General features: G+C 73.4%; 9 protein-coding genes. 3 read left to right on the top strand and 6 right to left on the bottom strand.

The window, feature by feature from the left end:
* Window positions 1-290: 290 nt before the first annotated feature.
* A complete protein-coding gene (glgP, locus tag ACIRQY_RS20830; protein WP_351782219.1) occupies window positions 291-2,846 on the top strand; it encodes an alpha-glucan family phosphorylase in 2,556 nt (851 codons plus the stop codon).
* 36 nt (window positions 2,847-2,882) lie between these two features.
* On the opposite strand, the gene ACIRQY_RS20825 is transcribed toward glgP, so the two are convergent.
* The 4 genes from ACIRQY_RS20825 to ACIRQY_RS20810 all read right to left on the bottom strand — a co-directional run bounded on the left by ACIRQY_RS20825 (window position 2,883) and on the right by ACIRQY_RS20810 (window position 8,964).
* Entirely contained in the window at window positions 2,883-4,427 is a 1,545-nt protein-coding gene (locus ACIRQY_RS20825) for a sensor histidine kinase (RefSeq protein WP_403927796.1), read from the bottom strand.
* The gene (locus tag ACIRQY_RS20820) at window positions 4,420-5,076 is read right to left on the bottom strand and encodes a response regulator transcription factor (RefSeq protein WP_351782224.1); all 657 of its coding nucleotides are present in this window, start codon (window positions 5,074-5,076) and stop codon (window positions 4,420-4,422) included. The genes ACIRQY_RS20825 and ACIRQY_RS20820 overlap by 8 nt, the downstream gene beginning before the upstream one ends.
* Window positions 5,077-5,163: 87 nt before the next feature.
* Window positions 5,164-7,188, bottom strand: a complete 2,025-nt coding sequence (locus ACIRQY_RS20815; RefSeq protein ID WP_403927792.1) for a M4 family metallopeptidase — start codon at window positions 7,186-7,188, stop codon at window positions 5,164-5,166.
* Between the two features lie 867 nt (window positions 7,189-8,055).
* A complete protein-coding gene (locus ACIRQY_RS20810; protein WP_403927790.1) occupies window positions 8,056-8,964 on the bottom strand; it encodes a ScbA/BarX family gamma-butyrolactone biosynthesis protein in 909 nt (302 codons plus the stop codon).
* A 110-nt stretch (window positions 8,965-9,074) separates the two neighbouring features.
* Here ACIRQY_RS20810 and ACIRQY_RS20805 point away from each other — a divergent pair, with 110 nt between their 5' ends.
* Window positions 9,075-9,752, top strand: coding sequence for a ScbR family autoregulator-binding transcription factor (locus ACIRQY_RS20805; protein WP_403927787.1), 678 nt, complete (start codon window positions 9,075-9,077; stop codon window positions 9,750-9,752).
* Window positions 9,753-9,766: 14 nt separating this feature from the next.
* Here the strand turns inward: ACIRQY_RS20805 and ACIRQY_RS20800 are convergent, their stop codons facing one another.
* On the bottom strand, window positions 9,767-10,615 hold the full coding sequence (locus tag ACIRQY_RS20800) for a BTAD domain-containing putative transcriptional regulator (protein ID WP_403927784.1): 849 nt from the start codon (window positions 10,613-10,615) through the stop codon (window positions 9,767-9,769).
* Between the two features lie 31 nt (window positions 10,616-10,646).
* A complete protein-coding gene (locus ACIRQY_RS20795) occupies window positions 10,647-11,810 on the bottom strand; it encodes an IS701 family transposase (RefSeq protein WP_403927781.1) in 1,164 nt (387 codons plus the stop codon).
* A gap of 1,235 nt (window positions 11,811-13,045) precedes the next feature.
* On the opposite strand from ACIRQY_RS20795, the gene ACIRQY_RS20790 reads away from it, so the two are divergent.
* Window positions 13,046-13,279 (top strand): hypothetical protein, encoded by a 234-nt coding sequence (locus ACIRQY_RS20790; RefSeq protein WP_403927778.1) that lies wholly within the window; start codon window positions 13,046-13,048, stop codon window positions 13,277-13,279.
* Window positions 13,280-13,465: the final 186 nt, after the last annotated feature.

Below are 13,465 nucleotides of genomic sequence, written 5' to 3'. Positions count from 1 at the left end.
CAGCGGACCGGTGCCGCCCGTCGTGCGGCGGCGGATCCCGGCCATCCTCGCCGCCGCCTCCCGGCCGGGCGGCCGGACCGGACCCCGCTCGAAGACGGCCGGATCCGGCTCCTCGCACCGCACCCCACGACCGAGCCCCCGCCCGGCGTCCGCCGCGAGGCGTCCGCAGCCGCCCCACCCCGCCGTCCCACCCAGCAGTCCAACCCCCGCCGACGGCGGCCCGGCACGAACCGTGGACGCACAGCGTGGTGCGGCCACTCCGCTCCGTGGTCGCCTGTAAAGGTGGAACCGTGAAGGCAATCCGTCGATTCACCGTGCGTCCCGTCCTCCCCGACACCCTCCGACCCCTCACGGACCTCGCGCACAACCTGCGCTGGTCCTGGCACGAACCCACCCGCTCCCTCTTCGACTCCCTCGCCCCCGACGGCGTCCCGGGCGCCGATCCCGTCCGGATCCTCGGGGCCCTCGAAGCCCCCCGGCTCGCCGCCCTCGCCGCCGACCGGGACTTCCTGGCCCGGCTGCGGGCCGCCGCCGACGACCTCGCGGTCTATCTGGAAGCCCCCCGCTGGTACCAGCGCAGGACCGGGGAGGGGCCCGCCTCCGTCGCCTACTTCTCACCCGAGTTCGGCGTCGCCGCCGCCCTGCCCCAGTACTCCGGCGGCCTCGGCATCCTCGCGGGCGACCACCTCAAGGCAGCCAGCGACCTCGGTGTCCCGCTGATCGGCGTCGGACTGCTCTACCGCCACGGCTACTTCCGCCAGTCCCTCGGCCGCGACGGCTGGCAGCAGGAGCACTACCCGGTCCTCGACCCCGGCGAACTGCCCGTCGCCCTGCTCCGCGAGACCGACGGCACCCCCGCCAGGACCACCCTCGCCCTGCCCGGCGGACGCAGCCTGCACGCCCACCTCTGGATCGCCCGGGTCGGCCGCGTCCCGCTCCTCATGCTCGACTCCGACGTCGAGGAGAACGCCCCCGGCGAACGCGGCGTCACCGACCGGCTGTACGGCGGCGGCAGCGAACACCGGCTGCTCCAGGAGATGCTCCTCGGCATCGGCGGGGTCCGCGCCGTCCGGACGTACTGCCGCCTCACCGGCACCCCCGCCCCCGAGGTCTTCCACACCAACGAGGGCCACGCGGGCTTCCTCGGACTCGAACGCATCCGTGAACTCCACGGCGAGGGGCTCGACTTCGACGCCGCCCTGGAGACCGTCCGGGCCGGAACCGTCTTCACCACCCACACCCCCGTCCCGGCGGGCATCGACCGCTTCGACCGCTCCCTCGTCGCCCGCCACCTCGGCGAGGACGGCGCGCTGCCCGGCGTCGACACCGCCCGGGTCCTCGCCCTCGGCGACGAGACCCCCCTCGGCGGCGACCCCGGCGTCTTCAACATGGCCGCCATGGGCCTGCGCCTCGCCCAGCGCGCCAACGGCGTCTCCACCCTCCACGGCGCCGTCAGCCGGGACATGTTCGCCGGACTCTGGCCCGGCTTCGACACCGACGAGGTGCCGATCACCTCCGTCACCAACGGCGTCCACGCCCCCACCTGGGTCGCCCCCGAGGTCGGCCGCCTCGGCCCCGACCCCACCGACCAGGCCCTGTGGGAACTCCGCCGCACCCTGCGCGAACGGCTCGTCACCGACGTACGGGAACGGCTGCGGGCCTCCTGGCGGCAGCGCGGCGCCGCCGCCGCCGAACTCGGCTGGACCGAGTCCGTCCTGGACCCCGGCGTCCTCACCATCGGCTTCGCCCGCCGCGTCCCCTCGTACAAACGGCTCACCCTGATGCTCCGCGACCCCGACCGGCTGCGGGCCCTGCTCCTGCACCCCGAGCGGCCCGTGCAGCTCGTCGTCGCGGGCAAGGCGCACCCCGCCGACGACGGCGGGAAGCGGCTCGTGCGGGAACTCGTCCGGTTCGCCGACGACCCCCGGGTGCGGCACCGGATCGTCTTCCTGCCCGACTACGGCATCGCGATGGCCCGGGGCCTCTACCCCGGCTGCGACGTCTGGCTGAACAACCCGCTGCGCCCGCTGGAGGCCTGCGGCACCAGCGGCATGAAGGCCGCCCTCAACGGCTGCCTCAACCTGTCCGTCCTGGACGGCTGGTGGGACGAGTGGTTCGAGCCGGACTTCGGCTGGGCCATCCCCACCGCCGACGGCGCCGCCGCCGACGACGAGGAGCGCCGCGACGACCTGGAGGCCGCCGCGCTCTACGAGCTGATCGAGCGCCGGGTCGCCCCCCGCTTCTACGACCGGGGCCCCGACGGCGTCCCGGCCGGCTGGACGGCGATGGTCCGCCGCACCCTCACGGACCTCGGCCCGAAGGTGCTCGCCGACCGGATGGTCACCGAGTACGTCGAGCGGCTCTACGCGCCCGCCGCCGCCGCCCGCCGGGCGCTCACCCCGGACCGGGCGCGGGACCTCGCGGCCTGGAAGGCGCGGGTCAGGGCGGGCTGGCCGGGGGTGGGCGTCGACCACGTCGAGGTCGGCGACGGGCTCGACGACGAGCCGACGGACGCGGAGCTGGGCGCCACCCCGGTCGTCCGGGCCCGGGTGCGCCTCGGCGACCTCGGCCCGGACGACGTCGAGGTGCGGGCCGTCACCGGCCGCGTCGACGCCGACGACACCCTCACCGAGCCCCGTACGGTTCCGCTGAAACCGGCGGGCGGCCCGGACCTGGACGGCGGCCGCCCCTACGCGGGCACCCTGGAACTGGACCGCACCGGCACCTTCGGCTGCACGGTCCGTGTCCGCCCCTCCCACCCCCTCCTCGCCCACCCCGCCGAACTGGGCCTGACGGCCCTCCCGGAGGAACCCCCGGTCGAGGGGGCGGGGGTGCTGCTGCGGTAGACCGGACCACCCGCCCGGGGGATCCGGGCATCGGAGTCAGGGGAGTTCGGCCTTGGTGGCGAGGTGGCCGTCGACGAAGCACAGGCGGTACACCGGGATCGCGGCGAGCATCGTGGCCCGGTAGTACCGGCACTCGTGCATGCCGGGGGGCTCCGGCGGGACGCCCCGCGGCGGCTTGTCCAGCGGGTGTTCGGGCAGGTCGTCGGAGACCTCGGCGAGCTGCGCCGGGGACATCCCGATCCGCATCCGCGCGTAGTCCTCGGGCTCCAGATAGGACTGGGCCTGCGTCCACAGGGCGACCCCCGCCATCAGCAGGCCGAGGGCGGCGAGCAGGGCCAGCGGGATCCACACCGCCCGCACCAGGCCCCTGCGGACCTCGCGGCGGGCCCGGTCCAGCTCCCGCGCCGAGGTCGGCGCGGCGGGCAGCGGCGCGGGAGGACGCCGGGGCAGTACGGCCTCAAGGAGGAAACCGCCGTCCTCGGTGGCCCGGTGGGCGAGCCTGCCGCCCGCCAGCCGGACCCGTTCGTCGAGGCCGACCAGGCCCGTACCGCCGGACGCGTTCCGCCCGCCGGGGCCGCCGCCGTCCGGGCCCGGGCCGCTGACCACCCGGACCCGGACGTTCGCCGGGTCCTGGGTCACAGAGACCGTGACGGGCGCGCCCGGCGCGTGCTTGGCCGCGTTGGTCAGCCCCTCCTGCACCACCCGGTGCAGGGCGAGGCCGGACATCCCCGGCAGGGTGGGCAGGGGGGTGGCGTCGACGGTGACGGCGAGCCCGGAGGCGCGGGCGCGGGCGGCCAGTTCCTCGACGGTCTCGCCCGGCGGGCTGGTGGTGGGGGCGGTGGGGTCCTCCTCGCGGAGCACCCCGATGATGTCCCGCAGCCGGGCCGTGGCGTCCGCCGCCGCCCGCCGCAGTTCGCCCGCGGCCCGCTGCTGGTCGGGCCCCAGTTCGGGGGAGACCTCCAGGGCGCCCGCGCGGATCGCGATCAGGGCCAGGTCGTGGCCGAGGGAGTCGTGCATGTCACCGGCGATCCGGGACCTTTCGCGCAGCCGCTCGCGGTCGGCGACGGCCGCCTGTTCCCGTTCCATCCGGTCCGCGAGCTCCCAGCCGCTGCGGACCAGCCGGTCGTACTGGCGGACGTACCGGCCGATCAGCCAGGGCGCGACGACGGCGAGCGCCAGGGCGAGCAGCAGGGTGAACCACTGCCCGAGGGAGGTGTGGGTGAGCCGGGTGAGGAGCAGTCCGACGGCCGCGACCGCGCCGAACAGCCACAGTGCGGTCCGGGTGTGTTCCTGCCGTCGTCCGGCGAGGTAGCCGAAGGCGATCAGGGCCAGGCTGTACGAGGGGGTGAACAGCTCCAGGGAGGCCGGGAGGCTGGCCGCGACGACGACGGCGAGCGCGAGCAGCGGCCACCGGCGGCTGACCGCGACACAGCCGCCGAGGACGGCCACGCCGACGGCGACGAGCGTCCAGCTCCCGCCGTCGTCCGGGTCCGACTTCAGCAGGACCGGTACGCAGAGCAGCAGCCACAGGAGCAGGTCGAAGAGGTGTTCCCGGAGGCGTTCGGGCCGGTCGTCAGGCATCGGGCACCAGTCCGGCCTCGTGGGCGAGGACCGCGAGCTGGACCCGGTTGCGCAGGCCGAGCCGTCCGAGGACGGCGCTGACATGGGCCTTGACGGTGCCTTCGACGACGTACAGGCGTTCGGCGATCTCCTGGTTGGACAGTCCGGCGCCGACCAGCGCGACGACCTCGCGCTCCCGGCCGGTGAGCGGTTCGAGGCGGGCCCGGGCCCGCGCGGCCCGGGTGAACCGTTCGCCGCCGAGGGTGTCGATGACCCGGCGGGCGACGCTGGGGGAGAGGGCGGCGCCGCCCCCGGCCACGGCGCGGACCCCGGCGATGAGCTCGCGCGGGTCGCCGGACTTGAGCAGGAAGCCGCTGACCCCGCAGCCGAGGGCGCGGGCGACGAAGGCGTCCTCGGAGAAGGTGGTGAGCATGACGACGGCGGTCTCCGGTACGGCCCGGCGGAGTTCCTCGGCGGCGTCGAGTCCGTCGAGCCGGGGCATCCGGATGTCGAGGAGGGCGACGTCGGGCCGGTGCTCGCGGGCCAGCTCGACGGCCTCGCGGCCGTCCCCCGCCTCGGCGACCACCTCGATCCCGGGGTCGGTGGCGAGGATGGCCCGGACACCGGCTCTGATCATCGTCTCGTCGTCGGCAAGCAGCACCTTGATCATGCGGCAACCCTACGCAGACGGGCGGACGCCCCGGGGGATCGAGCCCCCGGGGCGTCCGTCAGCTGGTCTCAGGCGTCGTTCCCGGGCTTACGGGAAGGTCAGCTTGAAGGCGTTGATGTAGCCGGTGTCGGCCGCCGCCTTGTCCTGGGCGCGGAGCTTCCAGACACCGTTGGCGACCTCGGAGGAGGCGTCGACGGTGAAGGTCTCCTGGATGTTGTCGGCGCTGCCGCCGGTCCGGTTGGCCAGGTTGTAGACCGTGCCGTCGGGGGCGATCAGGTCGACGATCAGGTCACCGCGCCAGGTGTGGACGATGTCCACGCCGACGGCGAGGGTGCTGGGGGCGTTGCCCGTGACGCCGGAGACGGTCACGGAGGAGGTCACCGCGGCGCCGTTGTCCGGGATGGACACGTCGGCGGCGTTCTCGAAGACCTTGCCGGTGGGCGGGTTGCCGCCGGGGCGCGGACCGACGTTGATCCCGGCCCAGGCGTTCTCGACGGCCGTGACCTCGGGGCTGCCGGCGCCGTACAGCTCGGTGGCCACCGCGACGGTGCCCGTGCGGGCTCCGGCGTAGTTGGTCGAGGAGCCGAACTTGGTGGTGAGCGCCTTGAACCAGATCAGCGAGGCCTTGTCCCGGCCGATGCCGGTGACGGGCAGGCCGTCGGAGGTCGGCGAGTTGTAGGTGACGCCGTTGATGGTCTTGGTGCCGCTGCCCTCGGAGAGCAGGTAGTAGAAGTGGTTCGCCGGGCCCGAGGAGTAGTGGACGTCGATCGAGCCGATGCCGGAGTACCACGCGTCCTTGGACGCGCCGTCCTTGCTCGGCTTGTCCATGTACCGCAGCGGGGTCCCGTTGCCGTTGATGTCGATCTTCTCGCCGACGAGGTAGTCGCCCTGGTCCTGCGCGTTGTTGGCGTAGAACTCGACGGCCGCGGCGAAGATGTCGGAGGTGGCCTCGTTGAGGCCGCCGGACTCGCCGCTGTAGGTGAGGTTGGCGGTGGCGGCGGTGACGCCGTGGGTCATCTCGTGGGCGGCCACGTCGATGGACGTGAGCGGCTTGGCGTTGCCCGCGCCGTCGCCGTACGTCATGCAGAAGCAGCTGTCCTGCCAGAACGCGTTGATGTACGCGTTGCCGTAGTGGACCCGGGAGTACGCGCCGACGCCGTCACCGCGGATGCCGGTGCGGCCCTGCACGTTCTTGTAGTAGTCCCAGGTGAGCGCAGCGCCGTAGTGGGCGTCGGCGCCCGCGGTCTCCTTGTTGGCGGGGAGACCGTTGCCCCAGGTGTCGGTGGTGTTGGTGAAGAGCGTCCCGGTGCCGGACGAACCACCGTTGAGGTTGTACGTCTTGTGGTTGCCGCGACCGGTGTCGGTCAGCGAGTACGAGGGCGCGGTGCCGAGGGTGACGGTGCCGCTGTACTGCGTGTTGCCGGTGCCGTTCTCGACGCCCTGCCACTCGAAGAGCTTGGCGCCGGTCTTGGCGTCGGTCACCACGTGCAGCTCGTTCGGGGTGCCGTCGGGCTGGAAGCCGCCGACGACGGTCTCGTACGCGAGGACGGGGGTGCCCTGGGCGGCCCAGACGACCTTGCGCGGGGTGGCGGCGGCGGCCTTGTCGGCACCGTCCGCCTTGGCGAGGCCGACGGCCTGCTTCTCGGCGGCGGCCGGGGCGAGCGTGGCCGTGGTGGCGATGTTCTTCAGCTCCGCGCGGGAGGACTTGGTGACACCGGTGGTGGCACCTGCCTTGGACTCGGCGACGACCAGGTCACCGCCGAGGACGGGCAGTCCCGCGTAGGTCCGCTCGTAGCGGGTGTGGGTGGTGCCGTCCCTGTCCTGGACGACGTCCCGGACGACCAGCTTCTCCTGGGCGCCGAGGCCGATCTCCTTGGCCTTGGCGGCCTTGTCCGCGTCCGCCGCCTTGATGAGCGCGGTGCGCTGGGCGGGGGAGAGGTCGGCGGGGAGCTTGCCGGGATCGGCCTGGCCGCCCTGCTGGGCCTTGGGCGCGATGCCCAGGGGGGTGTCCGCCGCGGTGGCGGCGCCCGTCTGGAAGCCCATGGAGAGCATGGCGGCGGCGGCGATCAGGGCGCCGGTCGCGGTGGCGCGACGGCTGGGCGTGGATCTCACGCAGACTCCTTCTTGCGAGGGGGGTACCGGCGGACTGGGTTGCGCCCGTCCGGGCGGAGCAAGCAGAGCTGTGGAGCACGTTCCTGTGACGTGGAACCCGTTCGGGTGAAGCTGCGAACGGTGGTGCGAGGTGAGCCGGGGAGAGAGTGTCAGGAATGACGGGGACCTGTCATGACCGCGTCGGTAACTTGACCGGAAATCGTTCGCTGCCCGTACGGCTGTGTTCATTAACCGGACGTTTCGTCGATCATGGACGCGCTACCGTCGGGCGTTGGCCGGTGCTGGTGCGTGGGGCCTGTCCGCAGAGCGAGACGGGGGCGTCGGCCACCCCTCGGGGGACCCGCTCCGGGGAGGGGGCGACCCGATGGGTTCGCGTCGCCCGCTGGCCGGTTCTTTTCGCCCGGCCCGGCGTCGGGGATGCCCGAATACCGCCCGCGCCGATCCGGCCGTGGGCGGTCCTCCCCGGCCATCGGCGGTCCTGCGGCGCGGGCGCGGTACGGCCGGGTCTCCGGCCCCGCCCGTACGCGGTCCGGGCCTCGTCCGTACGGTTCCGGGCGCCGTCCGTAAGGGTTCGGGGCCCCGGTCCGGGGCGGACGGTCCGAGCTCGTGGGCGGCCGGAGACCCGCGCGGCGGGGCCGGCGCCCCCGTTCCGGCAAAGGACGGACCGGGATCTGGCAAAGGGCAGACCCCATTCTGGCAAAGAGCGGGCCCGGGAGCCAGCCCCTCCGTCGGCCAACCCCTGGAGGAACGGGGACTGTTGGACGCCCGGGGGGAGGGGAGCGGGGGCGGGAGGCGGGGGGGGGGGGGGGGGGGGGGGGGGGCCCCCCCCCCCCCCCCCCCCCCCCGCCCCCGTGTCACGGCCGGAGGTTACTTCGGGCAGTCCATGGTGACGGAGAAGGTCCGCTCGCCGTTCTGCGTGCCGGTGACCTCCAGGCGGACGGTGCCCTCCTCCTTCGACGGCAGGACCACGGCCTCCATCAGGCAGGGCGCGTCGAACTCGACGAAGGAGTCGAAGGTGCTCATGACCCGGACGGGGCCGCGCCCGGGTCCGGTGACCGCGTGGGCGGCCTGGTAGGCCGCCTCTATCAGGACCAGGCCGGGGACGTGGTCGACCCGGTGGTCGTACAGCGCGGGGTTGGAGACGTCCATGCGCAGTTCCCAGCGGCCCGGGACCCGGACGGGGGCGAGCAGGACCTCGTCGGCGTGGGAGCGGCCCACGGTGTGCGCGGGGACGGGGGAGGGCACGGGCGCCCCTCCCCACGGGACCTCGGCGTGCGCCCCGCGCAGTCTGCGGTAGGCGCCGGGGGCGATCCAGCTGAAGTCGAGGAGCGACTCCGCGACCAGCCGTCCCTCCGACAGGATCGACAGATCGACCCGTAAGGACCTGGGGTTGTTCGGTCTGAACGTCAAGAGAATGAACAGGTTGTCCGGTTTATTTTTCGGGTCGTAAAAATCGCTGGCGACGCTGAAGTCCATCCACTCCATCAGGGTCTGGTGGGACAGCGGAACCGAGAGTTCGGCGTGCCCGATGAGCAGGCAGCTCTGCCGGATCGTCTGGGCGAGCAGCAACTGCACCGAGTCGCCGAAGAGACCGCCCCGGGGCCAGCGCGCGCTCACCGCGTAGCGCCCGGAGCCGAGACTGGACCAGTTCGTGAGGAGGACGGCTTCCGTCCTGTGCAGATGCACGAACTCCTTCGGAAGACGCTGAACGGGCGCCGCGATGCGGCGGACGACATGGCTGTGCCTCTGACGATCCGACAGCAAAGTTTTAGGCATGATCCCCCCCTGGGTCAGGCCGAGATGAGGTGCCGGGTTCCGGCGCGAGATAATATACCGCGCAAGCGGTCCTTTTTTCGAGAGTAAGAACACAAGTACTAGGGGTGACTGTGGCGCAGCAGGAGCGAGCGATCCGGACCCGAAAGGCCATCCTGGAGGCCGCCGCCGAGATCTTCGACGAACGCGGCTACGAGGCCACGACCATCGCCGAGGTCCTGGAGCGGGCCGACGTGACCAAGGGGGCCCTCTACTTCCACTTCCGGTCCAAAGGAGACCTCGCCCGCGGGGTCCTGGCCGCCGCCGTGACCACCGACGGCGTCCGCCCTCAGACCCTCAAACTGCAGGAACTCGTCGACATCGTGCTGCTCCTGGCCCACCGGCTGCCGCGCGAACCGATGCTCAGCGCCGCCCTGCGCATGGCCGTCGACCTCCAGTCACGCCGCCAGTTCGGCACCCGCTGGCCCGACTGGACCGAACTGCTCACCGGGTTCCTCAAGGAGGCCAACGACCGGGGAGAGACCCGCCCCGACATCGACGAGGCACAGACCGCCCGCATGCTCGTGTCCTGCTGGACCGGCGTCCGGGTGGTCACCGAAGGCCTTCCCGGCGACTACGACCTGCCGAGCGAGATCACCCTGCTCTTCCGGCTCATCCTGCCCGCCATCGCCCGGCCCGACATCCTGCCCCGCCTGGAGATCTCGGCCGAACGGGCCGCCCTCCTCCACGACGACATGCCCGCCTGGCGCGCCGAGACGAGGGAGGCCGAGATCGTCGGCCTCGCCCCCTGACCCCGGACGGGTGCTCACCCGGACCCGACCGACTCCCACAGCGGCACCACGACGCCACCGCCGCGCGGCGCCACGGGTACCACGGGCGCCGCGGGCGCCGGGGAGGCCCGGACCGGGCTGAGCACCCGCTCGTGCAGCCACTGGATGTCCGGCGACGGCTCGAGACCCAGCTCCTCCCGCAGGATGCGCCGGACCTTCTGGTACGCGTCCAGCGCCTCGGCGCGCCGCCCCGCCTGGTGCAGCGCGGCGATGAGCTGGCCGTGGAACCACTCGTTGAGCGGATAGTCGTGCACCAGCGTCCGCAGCTCGGGGACGAGTTCACGCAGCCGCCCCAGCAACCGCATCGCCTCGATGCGCAGTTCGAGCGCCCTGATCCGTAACTCCTCCAGATGGACGATCCGCCCCGCCAGGACATCGCCCGTCGGCACGTTGGACAGCGCGGGGCCGCGCCACAGGTCCAGCGCCGTGCCGAGGGCGTCGGCCGCCGCCTCGTACCGGCCCGCCCGCAGCTCGTCCTTGCCCCGGGTCACCAGCCGTTCGAAGACCTTGATGTCGATCGCCGAGTCGTCGACGTGCATCGTGTACCCGCCGAACCGGGTGGTCAGCAGCGAGTGCTCGGTGTCCGGACGGGCTTCGTCCATCAGCAGTCTGCGCGCGTGGTGCACATAGGTCTGCACCGTGTTGAGCGCCGAGCGCGGCGGACTGTGCTGCCACAGCTCCTGGATGAAGGTGTCCGGCGTCACGAGGTCGTTGGAATGCGTGAGCAGCACAGCCAGGATCTGGGAGACCTTTGGGGTGCCCACCGGCAGGACCCCGCCGTCGCAGGCGATGATCTGGAACGGTCCGATGAGGTTGAATCGCATGACGCACTCTCCTACGGCGAGGGAAGACGGATCAGCCGGCCCCGAGCAGCAGCGGCGCCAGGGCCGTCCGGCGCGGCGCCCCCGTCCCCAGAGCCGCCCGTACATGGGCGAGATGGGCCACGGAGGCCAGCGTGATGTGCCGGTGCCAGCCCTGGAAGGACCGCCCCGCGAAGTCCCGCAGCCCCACCGGCGCGGCCACCAGACGGTCGTCGCGGTCCACGACCTCCGCCAGCCGGGCCAGCCGCAGCACCTCGGCGGGACGCATCGCCGCGTCCGCCAGCCACAGCCGCGCCGCAGACAGGTCGGACGCGGGCCACTGGGCCACCAGGAGCCGCCGCCCGCCCGGCCCGTGGACACCCGGCAGCATCACGGGCACGGCCATCGACAGACTCCGGGCACCGGAGGCGAGCGGGGCCCGGGGCCGCCACAGCTGCCGCAGCGCCCCGACGAGCCGGCCCGCGGTCAGGGGCAGCTCGCCGTGGCCCGGTAACGCCAGCGGATCGACCCGCAGCCGGAAGCACCCCTCGACCCGCTGGACCAGCGGCACACCGGCCGGTCCGAAGCGCCGTCCCAGCGGCAGCGGATCGAGCCCCGGCGCGTCGAGCACCACGGGAAGGGCCGTGGTGAGCGCGCGCGCGGCCCGCAGGGCCACGTCACCGGCGTTCTCCTCCGGGCTCAGCGCCCGGCCGGTCTCCGGGACGGGCGCGCGCCGGCGCCGGGAGAGGTCCTCGATCCACTCGGCGGACAGGACGAGCTGCCAGTTGACGGGCACCGCCGCGGCGGGCGCGGCCAGCCAGGCACCGTAGGACTGCTGCCCGGTGACGGTCCGTCCGAGCTGCGGCGCGAAGTACTCCGCCACCCCGACCGAGTACCCGCCCGCCTTGGGCACGACGCTGGGACGCACCACCAGGGCCCGGGGCCCGAGCAGTTCGTCCGTCCGCAGGGCGAGCGCGCGCCGCACCGGTTCCCACTCCCACGAGGACTCGCTGATGAAGTGGTGCACGCTCTGCTTGCGCGCGCCCTGCCCGCCCAGCTGCTCGGCCACGTTGCGCAGCGTTTTGCGCCCCCGGGCCGCCAGCAGCCCGGCCACGTATTCCCCGGCCTTCGAGCGCTGGTCGTTCCTCGGTAAGGAGTCGAACAGGTCGAGAGGTATCTCGGCGACCGTCCGCTGGAGCGAGGGCGAGTACATGTCCATAACTCCCTGCGAATCCCTGAGGTCCTGTGTCCGGCCGTGGCACGCCGAAGAAGAGCCGCGCCGAGCGAGGTTCCGCGGGCGAGCCACCCCCAAATGAAACCACACACCCGGTTTGTTGTGTGAGTCTCGTGCCGCACCGCTCCGACGAGATCTGAGAGGGCGTCACATCCCTTGCCCGCGGCGGCCGTAGCCCGGGCCGGACCGGGAAGCCCCGCGGGCGGGACCGGCACACGACCCACCGGCGCACGCACCCGGAAGTACGCGCAGCTCACGGGCCCGCGACACCGAAAAGGAACCCACGACTCCGGGCCGCCGCCGCCCCACGGACCACCTGCGGCCGCACACCCCGCACCGCCACCACGACGGCACCCCCGCACCGCCACCTGACGCCGAAACCCCGGGGCCGAACACCTGGACGCCCCGCCACCGCCCCACACGGAAGCCGGAAAACCACTCGGCCCCCCACGAGGCAGGGCGCCTGGAAGCCCGTCCGGGCACACCCCCCCGGACAGCCGGCCACCACACACGGGACGAGCCGAGGGCGCGCTCCCCGCGCCCGCACGAGACGGACAGCACGCCCCGCCACACGACCCCGGCCCGGCCCCGCCCGCCGCCGTCCGGCCCGCCCCCGGCGGAGACGACCCGGCGAGCACCCCCCCGGCGGCGAGCACCCCTCGGCGACGGCCTCCCCGAACGAGCGCCGGCGGCTGGCCGCTACGCCCCGAACGGACCGGCCCGCCGCACCCACCGGTCCTCCTCGTCTTCGGCGAAGTCGGCAGACGCTCCGCGGAGAATCGAATGGCGGCGGTCGTCGGCCTCATCCGCCGCCACTGGAAGGGACGCCGACAGCGCGAGGGCGTCCGCCACTCCTGCGACGGCTGTATCCCGATCGTGGCGACCACGCCGGAGGAGCTGCGAGGGCACGGCCCGCCCGGCCCGTCTTCCGGTGTTCCGGCCGCAAGGGGCTCCAGCCGCTGCTGGACGCGATCGGCAACCCGCGCGGGGACGCCGCCGTCGCCCTCAGCCCCCGCCAGGCCGCCCGCGAGGAGCAGCGGCGCCGTGATGAGCGGGAGGCCGCGGCGCGGCAGGCGCGACGGCCGGTGTGCGCGGACTGCGGGGCGGAGTTCACCGACTGCCAGTGGAAAACGGTCGGGCAGGGCGGAACCCCGGGCCCGAGCGCCCAGCACCGTTCTGCGGCCATCCGGCACCACCTGGACAATCGGTAGGATGAATCAGTGAAAATCACCCTCAGGAACGGTGGCGACCAGCCGCTCAACGTGATGTTCGAGCCCGCTGCCATGGAGGTCGACATTCCCCCGCACGACTACATCGTCGTGGAATGGCCGGCCCATGACGACGAGAACCACCTCGGGAGCATCGACCACACGACTGCGGGCATCGTGCTCAGCCCGCCGTGGGCCGAACCGCTGGAGGCATGGGACTCGCAAGGCAACGGGCTCGACGTCTGACCGGCGCCGGCGCGACCGCCGCGTAACCCGCGGCGGTCTCCGCTGACGTACCGAAGGCCCGGAAGGGGCCGGGACCCGCGCCAGGTGCCGGTACGCGCACTGCGCGCACCACGGCCGAGGAATCCCACCACAACCCGAGCCGGCGCACCCGCGGCACCCCCGGCCCCGCCCACGTCGGCACGATCC

The organism is Streptomyces sp. NPDC101490 (assembly GCF_044767145.1).
Taxonomy (GTDB): Bacteria; Actinomycetota; Actinomycetes; order Streptomycetales; family Streptomycetaceae; genus Streptomyces.
This window is presented reverse-complemented; position numbering and strand designations above follow the sequence as displayed.